22 protein-coding genes are annotated in these 22,583 nt (G+C 40.1%); 15 read left to right on the forward strand and 7 right to left on the reverse strand.

The window, feature by feature from the left end:
* Positions 1 to 19: 19 nt before the first annotated feature.
* Positions 20 to 937 carry a metallophosphoesterase family protein gene (locus tag NWP22_RS06155; RefSeq protein WP_271732698.1) on the reverse strand — a complete coding sequence of 306 codons (918 nt, stop codon included), beginning with the start codon at positions 935 to 937 and terminating at the stop codon, positions 20 to 22.
* Between the two features lie 93 nt (positions 938 to 1,030).
* Here NWP22_RS06155 and NWP22_RS06160 point away from each other — a divergent pair, with 93 nt between their 5' ends.
* The 4 genes from NWP22_RS06160 (at position 1,031) to NWP22_RS06175 (ending at position 5,286) form a co-directional block, all read left to right on the forward strand.
* On the forward strand, positions 1,031 to 1,876 hold the full coding sequence (locus tag NWP22_RS06160; protein ID WP_271732697.1) for a procyclic acidic repetitive family protein: 846 nt from the start codon (positions 1,031 to 1,033) through the stop codon (positions 1,874 to 1,876).
* Positions 1,877 to 1,964: 88 nt separating this feature from the next.
* The gene (locus NWP22_RS06165; protein WP_271732695.1) at positions 1,965 to 3,692 is read left to right on the forward strand and encodes a DUF389 domain-containing protein; all 1,728 of its coding nucleotides are present in this window, start codon (positions 1,965 to 1,967) and stop codon (positions 3,690 to 3,692) included.
* A gap of 79 nt (positions 3,693 to 3,771) precedes the next feature.
* Positions 3,772 to 4,164, forward strand: a complete 393-nt coding sequence (locus NWP22_RS06170; RefSeq protein ID WP_271732694.1) for a DUF4112 domain-containing protein — start codon at positions 3,772 to 3,774, stop codon at positions 4,162 to 4,164.
* A 189-nt stretch (positions 4,165 to 4,353) separates the two neighbouring features.
* On the forward strand, positions 4,354 to 5,286 hold the full coding sequence (locus NWP22_RS06175) for an alpha/beta fold hydrolase (protein ID WP_280801641.1): 933 nt from the start codon (positions 4,354 to 4,356) through the stop codon (positions 5,284 to 5,286).
* A gap of 373 nt (positions 5,287 to 5,659) precedes the next feature.
* On the opposite strand, the gene NWP22_RS06180 is transcribed toward NWP22_RS06175, so the two are convergent.
* The 4 genes from NWP22_RS06180 to NWP22_RS06195 all read right to left on the reverse strand — a co-directional run bounded on the left by NWP22_RS06180 (position 5,660) and on the right by NWP22_RS06195 (position 9,392).
* On the reverse strand, positions 5,660 to 6,259 hold the full coding sequence (locus NWP22_RS06180) for a hypothetical protein (RefSeq protein ID WP_280793167.1): 600 nt from the start codon (positions 6,257 to 6,259) through the stop codon (positions 5,660 to 5,662).
* Between the two features lie 81 nt (positions 6,260 to 6,340).
* Entirely contained in the window at positions 6,341 to 6,532 is a 192-nt protein-coding gene (locus tag NWP22_RS06185) for a hypothetical protein (protein ID WP_271732691.1), read from the reverse strand.
* A 57-nt stretch (positions 6,533 to 6,589) separates the two neighbouring features.
* Complete coding sequence (locus NWP22_RS06190; protein WP_280801630.1) at positions 6,590 to 7,642, reverse strand: D-alanine--D-alanine ligase family protein; 1,053 nt, start codon at positions 7,640 to 7,642, stop codon at positions 6,590 to 6,592.
* A 121-nt stretch (positions 7,643 to 7,763) separates the two neighbouring features.
* A complete protein-coding gene (locus tag NWP22_RS06195; protein WP_271732689.1) occupies positions 7,764 to 9,392 on the reverse strand; it encodes a purple acid phosphatase family protein in 1,629 nt (542 codons plus the stop codon).
* A 442-nt stretch (positions 9,393 to 9,834) separates the two neighbouring features.
* Between NWP22_RS06195 and gvpA (NWP22_RS06200) the strand changes: the two genes are divergently transcribed.
* The 8 genes from gvpA (NWP22_RS06200) to NWP22_RS06235 all read left to right on the forward strand — a co-directional run bounded on the left by gvpA (NWP22_RS06200) (position 9,835) and on the right by NWP22_RS06235 (position 14,937).
* Positions 9,835 to 10,050: a gas vesicle structural protein GvpA gene (gene gvpA / locus NWP22_RS06200; protein WP_063873375.1), complete on the forward strand. Its 216-nt coding sequence runs from the start codon at positions 9,835 to 9,837 to the stop codon at positions 10,048 to 10,050.
* Between the two features lie 131 nt (positions 10,051 to 10,181).
* Entirely contained in the window at positions 10,182 to 10,397 is a 216-nt protein-coding gene (gene gvpA / locus NWP22_RS06205) for a gas vesicle structural protein GvpA (RefSeq protein WP_063873375.1), read from the forward strand.
* Positions 10,398 to 10,442: 45 nt separating this feature from the next.
* On the forward strand, positions 10,443 to 11,036 hold the full coding sequence (gene gvpC, locus NWP22_RS06210; protein WP_280801631.1) for a gas vesicle protein GvpC: 594 nt from the start codon (positions 10,443 to 10,445) through the stop codon (positions 11,034 to 11,036).
* A 574-nt stretch (positions 11,037 to 11,610) separates the two neighbouring features.
* On the forward strand, positions 11,611 to 12,591 hold the full coding sequence (gene gvpN, locus NWP22_RS06215; RefSeq protein ID WP_280801632.1) for a gas vesicle protein GvpN: 981 nt from the start codon (positions 11,611 to 11,613) through the stop codon (positions 12,589 to 12,591).
* A 148-nt stretch (positions 12,592 to 12,739) separates the two neighbouring features.
* A complete protein-coding gene (locus NWP22_RS06220; RefSeq protein WP_271732686.1) occupies positions 12,740 to 13,132 on the forward strand; it encodes a gas vesicle protein in 393 nt (130 codons plus the stop codon).
* A 169-nt stretch (positions 13,133 to 13,301) separates the two neighbouring features.
* Positions 13,302 to 13,766 carry a gas vesicle protein K gene (locus NWP22_RS06225; protein WP_271732685.1) on the forward strand — a complete coding sequence of 155 codons (465 nt, stop codon included), beginning with the start codon at positions 13,302 to 13,304 and terminating at the stop codon, positions 13,764 to 13,766.
* Positions 13,767 to 13,813: 47 nt separating this feature from the next.
* Positions 13,814 to 14,554 (forward strand): gas vesicle protein GvpF, encoded by a 741-nt coding sequence (gvpF, locus tag NWP22_RS06230; protein ID WP_271732684.1) that lies wholly within the window; start codon positions 13,814 to 13,816, stop codon positions 14,552 to 14,554.
* Positions 14,555 to 14,649: 95 nt separating this feature from the next.
* Positions 14,650 to 14,937 carry a gas vesicle protein GvpG gene (locus NWP22_RS06235; protein WP_280801642.1) on the forward strand — a complete coding sequence of 96 codons (288 nt, stop codon included), beginning with the start codon at positions 14,650 to 14,652 and terminating at the stop codon, positions 14,935 to 14,937.
* Between the two features lie 57 nt (positions 14,938 to 14,994).
* Here NWP22_RS06235 and NWP22_RS06240 read toward each other — a convergent pair whose 3' ends face one another.
* Positions 14,995 to 15,243: a hypothetical protein gene (locus NWP22_RS06240; RefSeq protein WP_271732682.1), complete on the reverse strand. Its 249-nt coding sequence runs from the start codon at positions 15,241 to 15,243 to the stop codon at positions 14,995 to 14,997.
* A 349-nt stretch (positions 15,244 to 15,592) separates the two neighbouring features.
* Here NWP22_RS06240 and NWP22_RS06245 point away from each other — a divergent pair, with 349 nt between their 5' ends.
* The 3 genes from NWP22_RS06245 to NWP22_RS06255 all read left to right on the forward strand — a co-directional run bounded on the left by NWP22_RS06245 (position 15,593) and on the right by NWP22_RS06255 (position 20,099).
* A complete protein-coding gene (locus NWP22_RS06245) occupies positions 15,593 to 16,273 on the forward strand; it encodes a GvpL/GvpF family gas vesicle protein (protein WP_271732681.1) in 681 nt (226 codons plus the stop codon).
* Between the two features lie 39 nt (positions 16,274 to 16,312).
* Positions 16,313 to 18,196 carry an ArsA family ATPase gene (locus NWP22_RS06250; protein WP_271732680.1) on the forward strand — a complete coding sequence of 628 codons (1,884 nt, stop codon included), beginning with the start codon at positions 16,313 to 16,315 and terminating at the stop codon, positions 18,194 to 18,196.
* Positions 18,197 to 18,263: 67 nt separating this feature from the next.
* On the forward strand, positions 18,264 to 20,099 hold the full coding sequence (locus NWP22_RS06255) for an AAA family ATPase (protein WP_271732679.1): 1,836 nt from the start codon (positions 18,264 to 18,266) through the stop codon (positions 20,097 to 20,099).
* Positions 20,100 to 20,232: 133 nt separating this feature from the next.
* Here the strand turns inward: NWP22_RS06255 and NWP22_RS06260 are convergent, their stop codons facing one another.
* Complete coding sequence (locus NWP22_RS06260; RefSeq protein ID WP_271732678.1) at positions 20,233 to 22,314, reverse strand: AAA-type ATPase lid domain-containing protein; 2,082 nt, start codon at positions 22,312 to 22,314, stop codon at positions 20,233 to 20,235.
* Between the last annotated feature and the right edge of the window lie 269 nt (positions 22,315 to 22,583).

Consider the following 22,583-nt stretch of genomic DNA (forward strand, 5'->3'; position numbering starts at 1 on the left):
GCCACCAGATACTCAGAGATTAAACAGACTTAAACTGAATCACACCTTGATCAAAAATTCGTTTATCAGTACCCATCGCCCTCACCTCAATTCTATCTGGATACACCTCATAAGCAGCAAAAGCCAATCTTTCGGCAGAATGTTCTGTCCACTGAGAACGCCCCACAGGACGAACACCAGCACCACTACCAGTAGTTAAATAGGTGGTACCATCAATATTACCAGTGCGCTCATAATGGTGGTCGTGACCATTGATGTAAAGCTGCACATTATACTTTTTAAATAAAGGCGTAAAGCGTTTAATTAGTGATTGACTGACTCCATAGTGACCCGATGAGTAAAATGGATCATGTCCAAATACCACTTTCCAAGGTGCATCACTGCGGCTTAATTCCTGTTCTAACCAAATAACTTGATTTTCCCAGTCAGCATTACGGTTAGTATCTAAAGCAAAAAATTGCACCGCATCGCGGCGAAATGTGTAATAACGCCCCTGCATATTAAAGCCGGGATATTTGATTTGAGGGTCGCCGTTCTCAGTGCGAATATCATGATTACCTAAACAAGCATGAAATTTTACATTCTGTGTCAATAATTTTTCATAAGGACGTTCAAAAACAGCACCGATTTTTTCAATTTCGCCATCATTGTAAATATTGTCTCCAGCTAAAACCACTAAATCATAAGGATTTTCTTGGTGATAATAATTCATTGCCCCAGCCACGCTATACTGACCTCTAGCGCCAGTCCCAGTATCCGCAACGGAGGTAAAACGTAATAGTAAGTCCTTTTTGGGTGGGGTGGTGGCTAATACTCTTGAATTTGGCATATTATTATTAATTCGGCTATTGGGACGAGTGAGCGTCCAGCCTAAAAGTCCTGTCCCCATAGTGCCAAGAGTACCTAAAAATAAGAATTGACGGCGTTTCAGGTTCATAAAACTTACCAAACTCAATATCTAGTCAGTTTAGCCGAAGAACTCATGATCAACGAAGTGATACATTAAGGCACAAGCAGCAGTCAAAATTCCATGTCACAAGACAATCAAAATTCACAACCTTCTCCTTCGCCCCAAGTACCCCTTTGGAAAGTTAAAATTATCCAAATTATCAGAGGGACGATTGGAATTTTAGAAACCGCGGTAGTTAAACTTGAGACTCCAGTACTACCAGGTAGTGAAGAAACACCCCGTTTTTGGCAAGGTCTGGTAATACAATGGAATAGATTTTTAAGACAAGTCCGCTTGTTTCTACCATCAAATGTGTCTAACAACTTGTCAGATGCAGTTTTGAGCGGAATTTTAGCCATGATCACTGTGGCGGTAATGTGGTCAACTGTAAGTATCTTTATGCAAAATCAAACTGAAGTAGCTACAGTTGCGCCGGTTGCGGAAGTTCCAGCACCCATACCAGAACCAATACCCACACCGGAAGTTCCAGCACCCATACCAGAAGCAATACCCACCCCGGAAGTCATACCGGAACCACAAGCAATACCCACCCCGGAAGTCATACCGGAACCAGAAGCAATACCCACCCCGGAAGTCATACCGGAACCACAACCAATACCCATCTTAAAATTGACACCAGAAGAAACCTTGATTGCAGCCATTAAAAATCAAGTAGCCGAAATTAGCGATCGCTTTGCATCTGGTTTAATACAATCAATACAAGCTAACTTCCGTACTAGTAATTTGACTGTCAAAATTAATGATGATTGGTACAATCTCCCAGAATCTGAACAAAAGCAACTAGCTGGGGAAATATTACAACGCTCTCAAGAACTTGATTTTACCCATCTAGAAATTATTGACTCCCAAGACAAGCTTATAGCCCGTAACCCAGTTGTTGGTAATGAGATAATTATTTTTCAATAGCATATAAATATACCATAGAATGATAACACACTTAAATTATGCCTAACTTACCGGTACTTTTTGATTGGGGCTGCTATGAGGATTTTATATGTTTAGAAACTGGTTTGCCAACAACTTGGGAGTAGGTCAAGCTCGTAAAGAGCAAGTATACCTGGAAATATGTAGTTCACTCAGCCTGGACGATGTTAGTTATTGGATTCAAGTTTTGTTCTCCGCTGGTATTGCTACCCTAGGACTAGTTCTGAATAGTCCCGCTGTGATTATTGGTGCCATGCTGATTTCTCCATTAATGGGGGGTATTCTCGCCAATGGACTAGCACTAGCTGCGGGTGATGTCGTCTTAGCCATCCGCTCACTGCTGAATTTAATATTAAGTTGTCTAGTTGCCATTTCCTTTGCTGTAATACTAGTATCATTGCTGCCATTCAAAGAAATTACCAGTGAGATTTTAGCCAGGACTCAACCTAATCTTCTGGATTTAGTAGTCGCCCTGTTTTCCGGTGCAGTGGGTTCTGTGGCAATTTGTAAAGAACCCAAAGGGGTGGCTACTTCCATTCCTGGTGTTGCGATTGCCGTGGCCTTGATGCCGCCACTATGTGTTGTCGGCTATGGTATTGGGGTGGCTATCAGCCTCAATAGCGTCCAAGGAATACAGGTAGCTAGTGGTGGCGGCTTACTTTTTTTCACTAACTTGGTAGCCATTACCTTTACTGCCATGCTGGTGTTTCTGGGACTAAATATTGACAATCATCAGGTAAGAGAAAGAGTTAGGGAATGGCGTAACACACATCCAGAGAGTCTCTGGGTGCAGAATTGGTTGGAAAAAGTACCCGCTTATAGCAAACTGGGCAAAATTGGCTCGCTTCCAGGCAGACTATTGTTAATAATTATCACCATTGGCGCGATTATTTTCCCGCTCAATCGTTCCCTGAGTCAACTCGGACGGGAAATTGCTCTCCAGCAACAGGAAAATCGTATTCGTAGTTCCGCAAAGGATGTGTGGCAGAAAAACTTTGCTACTTTTGCCGATGGTGAAGCACGTTCTTTCATTAGCAACATCTCGACTTCAGAACAAAAGGATAAGCTGACAATTCAACTTCAGGTGTTTACAAGTCAGCAATATTCAGCAGAGGAGCAGGATAGTTATATTCAAATCTTAGCTTCCCGCTTGGGAAGACCTCAAGAATTATTAGCGCTGAAGCTGGTGGAAATTCCCACCGCATCCAATGAACTCTTACGCCCAGTACCAAAGGAACAACCCCCTGAACCAGTGTTAACCATCGCCCAGTTACAATCAATTTTTGTGCAGGAAATTCAATCTGCATTGCTTGATTTGCGGCTTCCCCCACCAGCAAAAATGATTAATTACGAGTTAACTACTAGTCCAGTTGCGCCTTTAAGCATCCGGGTGGTGTATCTCAGTGAACGGGATATTGATAGAGATGCTCAAACTTTAGTCGCCGATAGCGTCAGAAGTCTCCTAGATGATCAGTCTGTTCAGGTGAGTATGCAGAGAGTAGCTACTTCTTTAGGGGCTATATCTTTTGAGAATCAGAAATCAGAAATTAGGTCAGATGACCGTCAATTATTAGACCGTGCAGGTAAAATTTTACAGCAGCAGCCCGGTTTAAACCTACAAATGATCATTAATCAGAGAGAAAATGAGTTAGCGGAACTTGTCCTAGACCGATCGCAAGCAGTGATAGAATATTTGGGGTTACAATGGCAAATTAGCAGCGATCGCATAGACTGGCAAACAGGAGCAGAATCTCAACCTAGGGCGGTAATCCAACTTACATTAAAATCATCCAGATAGCCGCCAGTAGTAATATCGACAAATAATCGCAAAATCCATACACTAGTAAAAATTTCACCTCAAATAAGCGATCGCCTCCATGCCTGATTCTTATCGACGGCTTTCCCATCTTGATTCCGACCCTCAAGCACTCACACTCAAACGGCTGCGTCAGCTGAGTCGCATCCTTGATAAAGTTGTCACCATTCCCGGAACCCCAATTCACATTGGTTTAGATCCCCTTGTGGGATTTTTACCCATTGGTGGCGACATTTTGGGAGTCATCCTGGCTAGTTACATCGTTATCGAAGCCGCCAGAATAGGTGTTCCTAAAGGTATGTTAAGCAGAATGGTCTTGAATGTGATCATCGATGGCTTAGTAGGTACTGTCCCCATCATGGGAGACTTATTTGATTTCGCCTGGACAGCTAATGAGTATAATATCAAGCTATTGGAAGAACATTTACAGTTGACTCTACCTCGGAGCAAATAAATACCAAAATTTTTAGCATTCCTATTTGATTTGTCAGTAGGTTTATTCATTAGCCCATAGGCTGATATTTTTCCACAAATAACTCAGCACATCTGCAAAAATTAGGAAAATCTATATTTTCATGCCATTGTCTTAATAGCATTCCCATGATAATAATGAGAATGCCTTAAACAACTTATGCATAAAGGAATGAAAGATTGGTGGCAGGCTACGTTTCCTCAAGGTAGACAAACTCTCATTATTAGTGATACACATGGACATCCCGTAGAAATTGCCTATGGTGAAGTAGGTAATGGTCAGCCATTATTTTTATTACACGGTATGGGTAGTTGGAGCTACAATTGGCGCCATAGTATTGCTCCATTATCTAAACATTTTCGAGTCATTTGCTTTGATGCCAAAGGTTATGGTTTTTCGGAAAAACCTCGGTTACGTAGAGAACAGAACGGTCATCAAGTTATTGAGTTAGAAAGAATTATTCAGGCTTTATGTGATCAACCCGCCGCCATTGTAGCAGAATCTTTAGGGGGATTAGTAGCCCTGGCCCTAGCTCAACACAATCCCCAATTAGTGGGGCGGTTAATAGTTGTCAATGTACCTATTTTCACCGAACGGTTACCCCATTGGGCAATGTGGATACTTGCTAAAACGCCAATAGAAGTATTAGATACAATAGACTCTTTGCGTTTAGCTTATCTATTTGCCCCTATATTACGAGAAATCATGGCTATAGAAAGGCGTGGAGTGCTTTTCGACCCATCACTGTTGACACAAGAAGATGTGTATTGGATAACCTATCCATTTATTGAGTTTCCTGGGACTATTGTCAAAGTCGCTGAGGAGTTACAAATAGCAGCACAGGAAATAGAGAACTGGCAACTTAATAAACCTAATATGCTCAGTCAGATTCAAAATAATTTAGGTAATATTAAATGTCCCACACTGATTATGTGGGGAGATCAAGATAGTTGGTTCCCCCTCAGTCATGGTAAAAAGTTACATCTATCTATCCCTCATTCCCAGCTAAGAATTTTAGATAACTGCTGTCATGATGCTGCGACTGGTTCCTCAGCGGTGATCAATGCAGCTATTCTTGATTTTTTGCACAAGACAAATTTTTGACCGAAAAAAAAAGAGTGAGAGAAGGCATACCAATCGCCTTGAACCTCTCACTCTGGTATTTGCTGCTGTAGTGTTCAGGAATATTTATCAGCACTGTCATTGATTTAGGGGGCTAATGTATATAACAGTGACAACGCGGATATATTTAATATTCCCGGTGCGACAAATACCAAAACTATTGATTAAAACCGTTATCCTTTATCAAGGTAAGTTTATTCTTGATAATCCCAATTAATAGAACCCGTCTTGTTTTTGTCTTCTTTAATCTAACCCACTAAATCTCAGTATGGTTGCCATTTTGGCAGTTTTTTAGATTGTTATCATGGCTATTGGTTACCCCTGGGATTATGGACAAAGCTCACATTTGATCAACTTAGGAACCAGGTTGAGATTTGGACAATAAAATTGCCGACCAAGAATTTTTTTGACGAATATCCATCAACTCTGCCAAAATTTCTTGCCTTTTATCCAGTGGATGCATATCTTCTGATGCTAGAACCGTTTCCGGTGTATCTGATTTCCTTAGCCTGGGTTCGAGTGGTGCAACAATAGGTGAACTATTTAAAATCCTTGATTTTGCTCTTGGACTAGTGATGGGTTTGTCCGCTCTTGATACCTGGTGATTGACTAGTCGCAAAATCATTAAGCAACCACTGGCACAACTCAGGGCGATGGCCGCTACCATCCATAAAGGTGTAGGATTGTTCTTGTCGGAAGGCCTTGTCATTGGTTTGGCCACTACAGCCGGTATTTCTAGTGGCTCTACCTTATGTTTACTACCAACATCACCCAAGCTATACAAAGCTAAGGCGGTAATTCCTATGAGGATTGTGAACAACCCAGTCAACAATAACCCTGGATGACGTATCAGCACATAGATAAAAATGTTGAAATTATCGACTAATTTTGATTTCCTATTTCCCGGTCTTCTGATTTGCCTCGCCTCATACTGTCTACTGTGACTATGTTCCATGGTTAGTTTCAACTTACGCCCCTCTAGTTCATGATTGTAGTGGAGGCTTAGACATCAGGTATCAGTAGCCAGGTGTGCAATTCAGTCTAAATTGCTTTTATTTTCAGCAGTAGATACTCTCGTATAAATCACAACTCCTTCAAAGGTTTTTTGTACATCAACGATGACTGTACCTGTAGGAAGCTGAGTAGCTTTAAGTTCACCACGTTTCCACATCCTCCAAGCAGTCTGGTAATTTATTCCCTTTGATTTAGGGTAGTCAGATAGTTTCATTCCCAAAATATCCCATAAATGATTACATCTGACTATATCTGATTATATTTTTATCATTTAAACCTTATACCTTTCTAGAGCTAATTGAATTAACCGGTCTACTAATTCCGCAAAGGGTATACCACTATAAGCCCAAAGCTGCGGATACATACTGGTAGCAGTAAAGCCTGGGAAGGTGTTGATTTCGTTAATTAATACTTCCCCGGTAGCTTCCACAAAGAAAAAATCTACCCTTGCTAACCCAGCAGCATCCACAGCTGCAAAGGCTTGTAAGGCCATATCTTGGATTTGGCGGCTCACACCATCTGGAATGGGTGCAGGAATTAATAAATCTGCCTTACCTACAGTATATTTAGTTTCGTAATCATAGAAGTCACTGTGGAAAGTAATCTCTCCTACAATGGAGGCTTTAGTTTGATCATTACCTAATACGGCACATTCTACTTCTCTAGCAACTACACCCGCTTCCACAATTATTCGTCTGTCATAAGTAGCAGCATTATCTAAGGCCGCTTCTAACTCTGAACGCGATCGCACTTTGGCAATACCCACTGATGAACCTAAGTTAGCAGGTTTCACAAAACAGGGATAGTCTAAGGCTGACTCTATTTCATCGCATAGTTTGGGAAACACACAGGGATTTGACCAAACTTCCGCTCTAGTTAAGGCCTTGTATTTCACTTGGGGTAATCCGGCTTGCTCAAAAGCCATTTTCATGGCAATCTTATCCATACCTACAGCCGAACCTAAGACCCCAGAACCCACAAAGGGAACTTGCATTAATGTCAGCAACCCCTGAATAGTACCGTCTTCTCCGTTGGGACCGTGCAGAATGGGAATCCAAACATCTACTTCTGTTACTTGGTCAGGTAATCGCCACGGGTTCAAGTTTTGGGTTTCTAATTGGGGAATACCAGTTTCTAGAATCTGCTGTGCTAGTTCTCCCCCTAACCAGCAGCCATTTTTCTGGATGTAAAAAGACAATATTTCGTATTTGTGAGCATTTTCTTCTACATTTAAGGCACGGGCGATCGCTCGTGCTGAACTAATTGAAACTTCATGCTCCCCCGAACGACCCCCAAACAGCAGTCCCACCCGCAGCTTAGTCATTTTTAGTACCTTTTTATTTTCTCTGGCTGAGAGTTTATCACAACCTGTTGAGGTTGCTATATTTTTTTGTGCGCACTATAAAGGAACTACACAGACAAACACAGAGGTTTCTGGGATGGGATTATTTTAATTTAAATTCATCGAATTTTACTACATCTGAATCTGGTTTACGCATATCAAAATAATAGCTAGTTACTATCCCAGTGCCTGTGTTAAATATACTAAAAACCGTGATGTCGTTACTCGCTATGTAAGGAATGGGCTGATTATCTTCCCTTAACAAAGGTGCTATGGTTGGGACTACTGGTTCTAATCCGTAAGGATCACCCACTGCAATATAATCTTCTTGAGATACAGTCAGTATTTCTCGTTTGTTGTTCCCCCAAGCAGCACCATAGGAGTTACCCACATTCGATGTTTCTAGAAACTGCATTCCACTAGGACTTATAAACCGATTCCACAGGTGGGAATGTCCATATAATACTAGTTGCACTTCAGCCGCTTCTAGTAACGGGACAAGATCACGGTTAATATAGTCTGTGTCTTTGGGGTACTCGTAACGGACAGCGGTAATCTTACCTTTGTGATCACGTTCTATGATCTGCACTGGGTCAGTATAAGCAGGGACGATGTTATCACCCAGAGTGTGGGGGGGATGATGGAACATCACTACTTTATATTTGGCTTGTTGAAACTCTTCACTGTCAAGTTCTGCTTCTAACCAATTATATTGCTCACTACCTTTGGCAATTGGTTCAAAAATAAACTGTCCATAACCCCAATTTTCAGGATTGTCTAAATCCTGGACTGCTTCTGTATATCTACCTCTGTATACTGTATTTATTTTTTGGGTTCGCCACATACAAGTTACGTACAGTACTACTAGACGCACATCCCCAAAGCTCACTGCATAATACTTTTTACCGCCGGATTCACTTTCAGGTAAGCTAAAAATCTCTTCGTAGGTCTGTGTATTAAAGGAATTATCTATTAAAGAATTTCCCCTGTATAATTTTTCGGCGACAGCACGGGGAATGGTATCATTAAACTCATTGTTTAAACTATTGCTTCTCCCAACTCTCCCCATGACTTCATGATTACCAATGGCTGTAAACATGGGGGCGTGTTGAATGATTTCACCACCTGTATAAATGGTTTCAACACCATTATGCGCCATTTTATAATTAGCACGACCTTGTAAAGCCGGAAAGAACGCACCACCCCGATGATCATCAAACCATTCTGAGGCGCGATCGCTCACATTAATTAAATCACCAGCGAACCATACCCCATCTATTTGTCCGACTGTTTCCACCACCTTTTGCAGATTGGCTGCTATCATCGGTTTTAATTGATGGTCTGAAGTCAATAGAATCTTCATTGCTTGACCCCGCTCCGGGGTAGGCGCGAGAGTGAAAACATCACTCCTAACACTTGCACCATCTTCTCGCACACTCATAACAAAATAGGGAACACGCACACCGGGGGTTAACCCCGTCACCTCAGCTGCGTGTCGCCAAATATGGCGTTTGACAGGTTGATTTATAGTTGTATTTGCTACTTTTGATTGCTGGTCTTCTCTTGTGCGGCTAAGTTTACTCGTTTTTGCCCATCTCGATTTATCCAGATTTTCACCGTAGTAAACCACGTGTTCTTGACCTGCAAATTCAGTAAACCAAACTACTTGCACTGAGTTGGTAGTTGGCAGTTGCAAAAATGGGTCTGTCAGCAGATGCGGTGCTGATACCATAGTTTTTTACTCCCACATTTACAGTTACCAGCATAAAACATAATGTTCTTTCTAGTTCGGCTGGTCGCGAGATCAATAAAAGCGAGGAACTTCAGTGATACCGCAATCGCGCCCCCCGAAGCTGGGGGGGATGTTCTATCCTGCACTTTCCAAACTGCGATGCTCCTTATAGACGCCGTAAATAGTATTAAAACAGAGTAAAAGTCATAAAAATTCAGATTATACAGCAATTTGTCACAATTTGTGACTTTTTTTCCTAAAAATATACTTTTTTCATACATCAATTTCATAAATTAACTTTTTTAAACTTTTTTACACTTTTTTTGTTCCAAGGTATTGCCAAATGCTGGGGAGAGATGCTAATGTTCCAATTGTGAGTAAAAAAACACATTCTTTTTTTGCCACAGGTAAACTTTGCGACAATTATCTAAGGTGTAAACATATGGCAGTTGAAAAAACTAACTCTTCCTCCAGCTTGGCAGAAGTTATCGACAGAATCCTTGACAAAGGTATCGTTATCGACGCTTGGGCTCGTGTATCCTTGGTTGGTATCGAATTACTGGCTATTGAAGCTAGAATCGTAATCGCTTCTGTAGAAACCTACTTGAAATATGCAGAAGCAGTAGGTCTGACTCAGTCTGCTGCAGTTCCTGCATAATTCTCACAATAAAATCCATTTTTGTAGAATAACTATAAGTTTCTTATAGTTATTCTGCGTTATTCTGCATTTTGCAAATTTAAAAAAAGCTTGATAGCTAACGGTTACAAGGGATTGTAAGGTGTAAACATATGGCAGTTGAAAAAACTAACTCTTCCTCCAGCTTGGCAGAAGTTATTGATAGAATCCTGGACAAAGGTATCGTCATCGATGCTTGGGCTCGTGTTTCTTTAGTTGGTATCGAATTACTGGCTATTGAAGCTAGAATTGTCATTGCTTCTGTAGAAACTTACCTGAAATATGCAGAAGCAGTAGGACTCACTCAGTCTGCAGCAGTTCCTGCTTAATTATCAAATGGTTAAGACCACTTTATCATTATTCAGGAGAAGTTCATGTCTGCTTTGATGGAAAGAATCCGGGAAGAAAACCGCTCCATCTTCGAGAGTGTTAATAAACTTATTGATTGCAGCAAAAGTGCTAGAGTTGCTCAAAGTATTGCTAGAGTTGCTCAGGCGAAAGCACAAGCAGCAGAACTGCGTCAGTTCCAACAAAACCTACAGCAAGAAACTGAGCAGTTTTTAACAACCACAACTCAAGAACGTGTTGCTCAAGCGAAAGCACAAGCAGCAGCATTGCTTGAGTTCTATCAAAACCTGCAGCAAGAAACTGAGCAATTTTTAACAACCACAACTCAAGAGCGTGTTGCTCAAGCGAAAGCACAAGCAGCAGCATTGCTCGATTTCTATCAAAACCTGCAGCAAGAAACTGAGCAATTTTTAACAACCACAACTCAAGAACGTGTTGCTCAAGCGAAAGCACAAGCGGCAGCATTGCTTGAGTTCTATCAAAACCTACAGCAAGAAACTGAGCAATTTTTAGCCACCACTGCTAAAGAACGTGTTGCTAAGGCCAAAGCCCAAGCAGCAGAACTGCGTCAATTCCGTCAGGATTTGTTTATGAGTGTTATTGGTGGATCCGGACTTTAATCAAGATTCGCAATAAACACATCTCATCTGTTTCACAATTGGGCTAAATAATAAACCCCCTTTATCTTTCAGTTGCAAAACTGCTAATACAAGGGGTTAATTAATAAAATTAAAGTGTTCCGAGACTTTAGTAAAATAGGCTTGTATTGCTAACCCACTGATTCCAATATTTGCTTAACGAATAAAGTCAATAGTGTTACTTAACTAGAGTTTTAGATTTATTTACCTTTATATAGTACGATAGAGAGGAACTCTATCACATTAAATCAATAATTGCACCTTAATTTCCCTCTGATTGAATATAAAGATAGTTCCATGCTTTCTCAACTTATAACTGGGATTTGGATCACAAATCCTGGTTTTAGTTAGCGTCAAAAATGTTAAGATCATCAAGTGAATAGAAAAAATCAAAACCTAGCCTGGGACTTCAAAAACTAGACCGCTAGAAAAATTTGATATCACTACACACCTTTAAAGTGCAGAGAGTCCCTTGGCAAATCCCAATTGACAGTAACACTTGAAATCTTTCAGTCTATAGTCTCACACACCTTCAATTTATTACCAGCTTCAATTTATGGCTATCACCAATACGAATCACAAAAGAGCAGTTATTCGTGTCCGTCCAGGACAGTTTGTCATGACACCTGCGATTGAGAAAGTAGCAGCTAGAGCATTGCGTTATCTCAAATCAGGGTTTCCCGTTCACTTGCGAGGCCCTGCGGGAACAGGTAAAACAACTTTAGCACTCCACATAGCGCACTGTCTCGAGATCCCAGTAATGTTACTGTTTGGCGATGACGAATTTAAAAGTTCGGATTTGATTGGTAGTGAAACTGGTTATACTCGCAAGAAATTACTGGACAATTATATTCACAACGTCGTTAAAGTAGAAGACCAATTACAACAGAACTGGGTTGATTCTAGACTGACTTTAGCCTGTCGAGAAGGTTTTACCTTAGTCTATGATGAATTTAACCGTTCACGTCCAGAAGTTAATAACGTTTTACTTTCAGCTTTAGAAGAAAAAATTCTCAGCCTACCTCCTAGTAGTAATCAGCCAGAGTATCTACACGTTAATCCGAAATTTCGCGCTATATTTACATCCAATCCCGAAGAATACTGCGGAGTTCATTCAACCCAAGATGCTTTGATGGATAGGTTGGTAACTATTAATATGCCAGAACCAGATGAGATAACTCAAGGCGAAATATTAATTCAGAAAACAAACATATCTCGAGAATCTGCTTACTTAATAGTGCAGTTGGTAAGATCGTTTCGTCTGGCTATAGAAGCAGAGAAAACTTCAGGTTTACGGTCTTGTTTGATGATTGCTAAAGTATGTGCGGAAAATGACATTATAGTAGAAGTAGAAAATCCAGACTTTCAGGAGATTGCTATCGATGTTCTGTGCAACCGCAGTAATTTAGCTATGAGTGAAGCGACAAATATTTTAATGGAATTACTTAGCAAGACTAGTTTCCAAACAGAACTTTCACAGCCAAAGACAGATTTAGAAAATGCTGATCTTTTTGATAAAGAAGTTTATAATCACTAAACTCATACCAAAAAGTCAAGTAATAACTAGAATTTTCAAAGACTTAGCTCCAGATGGCATCTAATACTAAATGCTTCTGGTTCTTTGGAACACAAATTGTTTGTGAGCAAAATTATCGTCTTTATACTATTCAAGAGTTGAATTATTCGTGACTTCTACCCCCATACTACCAACACGTCATCAGACAAACTCAAGTCGAACTATTAACACATCTACTCAAGGCTCAAACTTAGCGGACATTCTGGAAAGAGTCTTAGATAAGGGCGTTGTTATTGCGGGCGATATTTCTATATCTATCGCATCAACTGAACTTTTACATATTCGCATTCGCTTGTTAATTTCCTCCGTTGATAAAGCCAAGGAAATGGGTATTAATTGGTGGGAAAATGACCCTTATCTGAGCAGTAAAGCCCAAAGATTAATTGAAGAAAATCAACAGCTTCAAAATCGCCTGGAGAGTCTAGAATCCGAAATAAAGTTACTTAAGTCTGCGAGTATCCAAGATCAAACTCCATTACCAGAGAATATTCAACATGATTAAGTAACCAGGAAATTATTTGATCACGAGATTCCCAGTTAGATGAGTAATTGGTTAAAATTTCTGTTTGAACCAGCGAAAGTCAAACAGACTGGGACGGTTAATAACTATTGAAAAATGACTGATTGAATTGCATTCAAAGAAACTGAAAGTTTAGGTTACATTTATAGAAATGGTTTGTAATCCATCGGAAGACTTTAAGGATTTACCAACCAAGGCTTCTAAAAATAACGAAGCGGGTTTAGCTCCTTTATTATTGACTGTATTAGAATTGCTGCGTCAACTAATGGAAGCGCAAGTAATTCGGCGTATGGAACAGGAGTTACTGTGTGAATCTGATTTAGACCGAGCGGCGGAAAGTTTGCAAAAGTTAGAGTCACAAATTTTAGATTTTTGTCAGATATTTGAAATTGAGCCATCAGACCTCAATGTAAATTTAGGAGATTTTGGTAGTCTTTTACCTCCCTCTGGTTCTTATTATCCAGGGGAAACTAGCAATCAGGCTTCAGTGGTAGAGTTATTAGACCGGCTTTTAAATACTGGAGTTGTTGTAGACGGTGAGATAGATATCGGTTTAGCTCAACTAGACCTGATTCATGCTAAGTTACGGTTAGTTTTGACCGCCAAAACAATGTAATCAAAAGTGATCAGTTGTAAATTCCAACTCAATGGGTTAATAAATTAATGAATTTTGGTCTTTATTTGTATGGGATTTTCCCCGATATAATTCCTAGCTCTGTTTCTATTACAGGATTGGACGGGAAACCTGTTTATAGTCAGGTAGTTGATGGATTGACTTTTTTATATTCAGAAGCATCTAAAGAGAAATATTTGGCTTCTCGACGCAATTTATTAACTCATGAAAAAGTGTTAGAGGAGACAATGCAAGCAGGATTTAATGTCCTTCTTCCTCTCCAGTTCGGATTAGTTATTAAAGACTGGGACGCAATAACCACACAACTCATCGAACCATATAAAGAGCAATTGCACAACTTATTTCAAAAACTGGCCGGACAAAGAGAGGTGAGTGTTAAGATTTTTTGGGATAGCAAGTCTGAATTGCAAGCCATGATGGAATCTAATCTCGCTTTGAAACAGGAGCGTGACAATATGGAAGGTAGAAAATTAAGTATAGAGGAGGTGATTCACATTGGACAATTAATTGAAAGTAATTTATCCGCTCGCAAACAATCTGTGATTGAAGTTTTCTCTAATGAGCTAAATCCTTTAGCAACAGAGGTTATAGAGGGTGAACTTATGACAGAGGACATGATTTATAACACCGCATTTTTGATTCCTTGGGAAAGTGAATCTAAATTCGGTGAAATCGTAGAAGCAATTGATATGAAATTTGGCGATCGCCTACGTATTCGCTACAACAATTTCACTGCTCCCTACACATTTGCACAACTGGCTGAACCATAGACCCAATTGCAGCTATTTATTACCATCCCTCTTGCTGTATGTAATAATAGCTTTAAAAATGCAATATCAACTACCAAGGATTTATGACTATGCTGATGAAACTTTTACTATCTCCAATAATGGGTCCAATTAATGGAGTTGTATGGATTGCAGAGAAAATTGAAGAGCGTGCTAATACCGAATTTAATGATCAAGAAAACCTGAACAAACAATTATTGACCCTGCAGCTTTCCCTAGACATGGGCGACATTACCGAAGAAGAGTATGACGCTCAAGAAGAAGAAATTCTTTTAAAACTCCAAGAATTGGAAGAAGAAGCCCGACTGGAAGCAGAATCTGAAGAATACGAAGCCTTGGAAGAACAAAATCAGGTGAGAGCATAGACTTAAGTAGATCAAGATCCAACCGGGAGTTGTCAAATTTTCGGCAATATGACCGACTTAATATTCAATTTCCAGAACATTGTAGTTCTTAGATTGCACCGATTCAATAGACTCAACATATATATTTTTTCGAGAGCCTATATCTTGAGTATTTGTTAACTCCGGATCATTTTGACGGAATTTCTTAATCGTTTTCTCGGTTTCTTCTATTTGGTGATTCAGGGTAGTTAAACGCCTGTTTAGTAAACTTGTTCGCTCTCTAATGAAATATAGTTCCCTTTGAAGACGTTCCTTTTCAGTCACCATTTGATACAGTTCCAGCTGGCACGATGCCTCGTTCTTATTGCGAGGCATTGTACTAATCTTAGGTCTGATAACACTACGCTTAGGAGTATTTTTCATGAACAATGTCTGAATTGTTATTAATTATTAATTATAGCTAACTAAGGTGTCATTGTAAATCTTTCAAGAATATGTAAATATTTTCAGCAATACTTTAAACTAACTCTATAAGTCTTCAAAATCTGGCACTATCACCAAAAATATAAAAATATGGTATAATTTTTACCAAATCGAGGATGATAATTTAATATTATTACAATGTGGGAGCGGAAACTGAATTAGTTAAAATTATACAACTATCTAGGTGCAGTATATGGAATCAGAAAACCTCTATAGTTATGCCTTTTTAGAAACACCTAGCTTGCCCTTAATTTTACCACAAGGTGCTGCTAGTCAAGTAGTGCTGATTAAGAGTACTAATCTTTCGGCTATTGTTGAGCCTGGAATATCTTTAGAGTCATTCCAACATAATGAGCAGAAAATTATCGAGATGGCTTTATGCCATGACCGAGTTATTTGTGAGCTTTACCAGCAGATTACAGTTTTACCCGTGCAGTTTGGAATATGCTTTAATTCTCAGAAAAATCTGCTCATTCACCTAGAATCAAATACCGAAAAATATCGCCAGCAGCTACAAAAAATTCATGGTAAGACTGAATTTACTTTGAAATTGATTCCTGTAATACTAGAGGAAGTAGCACCAGTAAAGGCCAGGGGAAAAGATTACTTTTTAGCTAAAAAGCAACAGTATCAAAACCAAAAAGACTTTAGTATTGCACAAGCAGCAGAAAAACACTATCTCATTGATTTAATAACAACAACCAATAATTATCCGGTTGTTGTTAAAGAAAAAGAGCAAGAAGTAAGCATTCATATGCTGGTTAATATTGAAGATAAAAATTGGTTTTTAGAACAAACTTTAAATTGGCAAAAAGCTTGTCCTCGTTGGAATTTATTGTTAGGAGATTCTCTTCCTCCTTACCACTTTATTTAATTAAAGTTTATTTATTCTTTTCCTAATTCTTTTAAAGTTATGAAGCAGTACGACTCACTTAACTTGGTTATGTTTAGCGGCAAAGGCGGAGTTGGTAAAACTACTATCTCTTGCAGTTTTGCTCGTTACTGGGCGACAAAGTTTCCAGAGGAAAAAATTTTGTTACTTTCTACAGACCCAGCACATTCCTTAGGAGATGTATTACTTTCAAAAGTCACAGATGATGGTTCACAGGTAGAAGATTTACCTAATTTGAGTGTTCGAGCATTAGATGCTGAAAAACTATTAGTGGAATTTAGGGCTAAATATAGTCGATTCTTAGAACTGCTAGTTGAGCGAGGGAGTTTAGCTGACGGAGAAGATTTAGCCCCGGTTTGGGATCTAAATTGGCCCGGCTTAAATGAACTGATGGGATTGCTAGAAATTCAGCGTCTACTTTCAGAAAAAACCGTAGACCGGATAGTGCTTGATATGGCTCCTTCAGGTCATACATTAAATTTGTTGCAATTAAAAGATTTCTTCGATGTAATTTTAAATTCCTTTGAATTATTTCAACAAAAACATCGTGTGATCACAGAGAGTTTCAGAGGGAGCTATAAATCTGATGAAGTAGATGATTTTCTGGAGGATATGAAATCTCAATTAGCAGAAGGGAGACGACTGCTACAAGATGAGACATTTACAGGTTGCTTGGTAGTCACAATTGCTGAACCCATGTGTTTAGCAGAAACTGAAAGATTTTTAGATAATTTAAAAACTCTCAATATTCACTATACGGGAATTCTGATAAATCGCATCATCACAGATAGCGATATAAATACAGACCGCTATGCAGAGCAACAAAATTTGACCGATAAATTCTTAAAAATTGCCGGCGATCAACCAGTTTTCATTGTACCACAACAAGCAAAAGAACCATTAGGTTCCTTGGCATTGGATGACCTGGCACGACAAATTCAAAAAATTGACAGCGTCGAACTTTCTACCCCGCCAGCAATTCAGTGGCCAAGTAGAATCCTCCCAAGCTTCAGTGACTTTGTAGCCGAAGGATGTCAACTAATTATTGTGGGGGGTAAAGGAGGAGTTGGTAAAACAACAGTTGCAGGAGCTTTAGGCTGGGGTTTAGCTAATCGTCATCCTCAACAAAAAATTCGGATAATTTCCATAGATCCTGCTCATTCCTTGGGCGATGCATTTGGACAAAAATTGGGACATCAAGCCTCATCATTGGCAACTAATTTGACCGGACAAGAAATTGATGCTGATGAAATATTAGATCAGTTTCGTACGGATTATCTTTGGGAATTAGCGGATATGATTAGTGGTGAAGGAACAGAAACTGATAGCACAATAGATATTGCTTATCTTCCAGGAGCTTGGCGACAGATTATGTCTCAAGCTTTACCAGGTATTGATGAGATACTGTCCCTAATCACTATTATGGACTTATTGGATAGTAACCAGCAAGACTTGATTATTTTAGATACTGCTCCCACCGGTCATCTGCTACAATTTTTGGCAATGCCATCTGCTTTAGGAGATTGGTTATCGTGGATATTTAAGTTATGGATAAAATACCAGAACGTTGTAGGTAGACTAGATTTAATTGGGCGGTTGCGGAATTTACGTCAACAAGTTGTCCAAGCCCAAAAGAAATTAAAAAATCCAAAGCATACGCAATTTGTGGGAGTAATTCAGGCAGAAGGTGCGATTATATCTGAACATATACGCCTAACAGCATCCCTGAAAGATATGGGAATCCAACAACGTTATGTAGTGCAAAATCGCTATACTCAAGAAATAGGAATTGACTCCAGCTTATTTCCCGAACAAACAATCATCCGCTTACCCAATTTACCTAGATCAGTAGAACCAATTGCCCGTATTCAAGCAGCTGCAAATCTTTTATTTGACTTTGATTAATCAATATCAAATTTAAGCTGTATGTAGCCTAAGATATATTTTCTCAATTCATTTTTCGAGGAACTTTATGAGTGATTTATTCAAGGGATTTGAGCAGTTTATAGAGTTGGTGAAAACTCTAGAAGAAAAAGTGGAAAATGGAGAAATTAAAACTGATGTGCAGTTTAACTCACGTTCATTAAGCAGTATTCCCAGAACCGGTAACATTCCCCGTACTAATAATAATACAACTAGTAATGTTGGTACTACTTCCATTCGTACCCCATCTTCCCCTGCACGTGATACAGGTGCATCTGACCCCAATATACAACCTGAAGGTAATTTAGGTATAACCCTCAAAGATATTGGGGGATTGAACCAAGAACTCAAAGAACTCAAAGAACTGATTGCTATTCCTTTAAAACGCCCTGACCTGCTAGTTAAGTTAGGACTCGAACCTACACATGGGGTATTATTAGTAGGTCCCCCCGGTACCGGCAAAACACTCACAGCCCGTGCGTTAGCTGAAGAACTGGGGGTTAACTACATTGCCCTTGTTGGCCCTGAAGTCATCACCAAATATTATGGTGAAGCAGAGCAAAAACTGCGGGCTATTTTTGAAAAAGCTGCCAAAAATGCTCCTTGTATTATCTTTATTGACGAAATCGATAGCTTGGCCCCAGACCGTAGTGCAGTAGAAGGGGAAGTAGAAAAGCGTTTAGTTGCCCAACTATTGAGCCTCATGGATGGTTTCTCCCACAACAAAGGCGTGATTTTACTCGGAGCTACTAATCGCCCTGATCATCTTGACCCAGCTCTACGCCGTCCCGGACGATTCGACAGAGAAATTCAGTTTCGAGTTCCAGATATCAATGGGCGCAAAGAAATCCTGCAAGTCCTGACTCGTGCTATGCCCTTAGATAATACAGTTGATCTGGAGTTTATTGCCGATCGCACCGTGGGATTTGTGGGGGCTGACTTAAAAGCTGTCTGTCAAAAAGCAGCATACACAGCTTTACGCCGTCAGGTTCCTTCCATTGATATGCCAATTCCAGAAGTTATTACGGTGCAGCAATCTGATTTCTTGCAGGCGCTCAAGGAAATCAAACCAGCAGTACTTCGTAGCATGGAAGTTGAAGTTCCTCATGTGGAATGGGAAGATATTGGGGGCTTGGAAACCATAAAACAGACCTTGCGGGAATCTGTGGAAGGGGCTTTGTTGTATCCAGAACTCTACAAAGAAACAAAAGCCAGAGCGCCCAAGGGAATACTCTTGTGGGGTCCGCCCGGTACTGGGAAAACATTATTAGCCAAGGCTGTGGCTTCCCAAGCCCGAGCTAACTTTATTGGTATTAATGGACCAGATTTACTCAGCCGTTGGGTGGGAGCCAGTGAACAAGCAGTTAGGGAGTTATTTGCTAAGGCGCGACAAGCAGATCCCTGTGTAATATTTATCGATGAACTTGATACATTAGCGCCAGCACGGGGGACTTACACCGGTGATTCGGGAGTCAGTAACCGGGTAGTAGGACAATTACTCACGGAATTAGATGGTTTAGGAACCGGCGCAAATATTTTGGTAATTGGGGCTACAAATCGTCCTGATGCCATAGATCCTGCTCTGTTACGGGCAGGGCGGTTAGATTTACAATTAAAAGTAGATTTACCGAATTTAGATAGTCGGTGCAAGATTTTGCAAGTTTACAATCAAGGCAGACCTCTTTTAAATGTAGATTTGGAACACTGGGCTAAGGTGACAGAAGGTTGGAATGGTGCGGATTTAGTATTACTCTGCAATCAGGCCGCTGTAGAAGCAATTCGCCGGTTTAGGTCTCAAGGTGAAACAGATACTGCTGCCATCAAGATTACTGTTGATGATTTCCAAGCTTCTTATGAAGCTTTAATCCAGCAACGTACAGTTTAATTCAACCATAGCCAGGGGCAATAAATAAATGAATTGCCCCAATCCTCTCCCTGCTTCCCTGGTAGGGTTTCATAGGCACTGTGGGAATAGAGACAATACTTCAACTATTCAAAGATGATTTTCCTTCTTTGTGTTAAAAAACCATCAGACCAAAAAACACGGCAACAAAACCCATAAGCAAGCAAATATGTGGCAAATTTCTCAATAAATCACCTTTGCTAATCCTGAAAAGCGCAAAAATACTCACCGGAACAATACCCAGTAATGTCACACCCTGGAGAAAAGTCGCCACATGTACATCCCAGCTTAAGCTAGGTAAAAATATATCAGTATAACCCAAATTTTGGGCAAATACTGGTAAAATTTTTCCAGATTCGGTAATCATAGCCGGTAGGTAATATGCTAAATTTGCCGCCAGTGTCATGGGTAAATAAGCATAAACAACGGTTAAGTAATCTGGCATTTCACCATCGAGCCAACGACTCAGACGGTGAGTTAAATAGGTGAATATTCCAGGCAGACTTAACAAAACTATTGCCACGGACACCCCCAGCAATAAATGCTCAGAATCTAGTGACAAAGCACCTAAACCAAACCAACTCAAAAACTTGTGAGAGTTGTGCAGAAAAACTCCACCCAATAGCAACAGCATTAAGGCAACTTCTGCGGCAAAACCTTGATGATTTTCCCATAAATCTGCACCGGGAATCCGTAAATTCAGCTGTACAGAACGATTAGGGCAAGATTTTAGACATCCCATACATAACACACAATCCCGGTTATTTGATAACTGTGCCGGCACAGAATACAGAGGACATCCATAGCTGGCCTGTCCTTCCGTGGGTAGGGCTTCAGCAAAAGTAACTGGTGTGGCTGGGGTGGGTTTGCGACAGGCAAATGTACTGCACTGACAACCACAGACTTGCTCGGTGGCACGCAACTCAATCATAGATAATTTAGCAAACATTCCATTCATGCCGCCAATGGGACACAGATAACGACACCACAGACGACGTTCATAGATGAGACTGAAGATTACCGCCCCACCTGTAATTACTAGTAATAAGGAGGCGGAAAGATAGGCAGAATGGGGTAAATCCCAGAGTTTTTCCCATAGATAAATGATCAGGAACCCCCCCCAGACACACCACGCCCCCCATTTATTCAGCCATTTATGAGGCCAAGGGCGCAACTGGCGGGGATAAACCCACACAGAGATTTTTCTGAGCAATTCACCTGTAATCATAAATGGACAAACAGCACACCAAAGTCTCCCCACTAAAGGAAACAGTAGTAAATATATTGGCCACCACCATGCCCAGAATAGGTTGAGCATTAAGCTATGCTCTCGCGTTGGTGAACCGATAAAACCCAGGATAACTAGGGGGATAAACATGACCATACTTACCCACCAGAATGGAGTTAGCCACCATTTACTCAGGAAGAATTGGCGTAAAGCTGGTAGGTAGTTTAATAAGTCAAGGCGAAAACTGTTTTTCTTCGATTCTACTGACCATAATACTTGTTCGGAAATCATGCACTGGTCACGAGCGGTCATTAATACTGCTCGTTGCAGGATGATTTCTAATTCCGCCAAGTTGTTGGGGTAGTGATAACTGAGTAAACGCCGCAGGGCTACTTGACTGAGTTTTAAAGTGGGACGATTTTGCGTGCGACAGATTTTTGTTAAGAAATACTCAGCCAGGATGGGAATGTCTTCTTTGCGTTGGGAAAGGGCAAAAAGTTTGACTTGATGAACTTCTATCCCTTCGGTGACAATGGGTTGAGGACTGGCCAGAATTAGACGTAATTGATTGTTTGGTCGATTTTTAAGGAAATTGATCAGGCGATCGCCTTCTGCTTCACTTAATAACTGTACATTATCAATTAGTACAGTACCCTGCTCAATCTCTTCAAGTATCCCTTTTTGGTTACTGTTGCCCAACAGAAGACCTTGGTTATTTGGGGGTAATTGGGAGCAATCTATTTCAGCAAAGATGCCTTCTAAATGAGATTGTGTGTGAATCCATGCCGATGTAAATGTTTTACCACTGCCGGGAGGAGCTTGCAATATGATTGGTTTACAGTCCGTACTGATTTTTAATACTATCTCTGCTATTTTTCGAGCCGCTTTACTTTGAAATTGGGGAAGCTCTTGTTCTAAATCAAGGACAGGAGGAATACCCCAATGGGGAATAACTGTTTTTGTATACATTCATGGTTCCTCAAATCTAGTTTCTCTAGTCGGAATAACTGAGGTTTTCAATATTTACATTTGAAAAGTTGAGAGGCTCTGTGCAAAAATATTTCAAGCCAATCAATGGAGATATTAAATATTGAAAAATATCAACATAGGATGAATCCAAAAAGCTCAGTAAGTCTGTTCAAGGAAAACATACTTATGACATTCTAGTGGACTCTGTAGCAATTATACTGCTAAGTAAAGAAACATAGAGAAAACGAACAAATCTTAATCTTCTGGTC

It is taken from the genome of Anabaenopsis tanganyikae CS-531 (genome assembly GCF_029891675.1).
Lineage (GTDB): Bacteria > Cyanobacteriota > Cyanobacteriia > Cyanobacteriales > Nostocaceae > Anabaenopsis > Anabaenopsis arnoldii.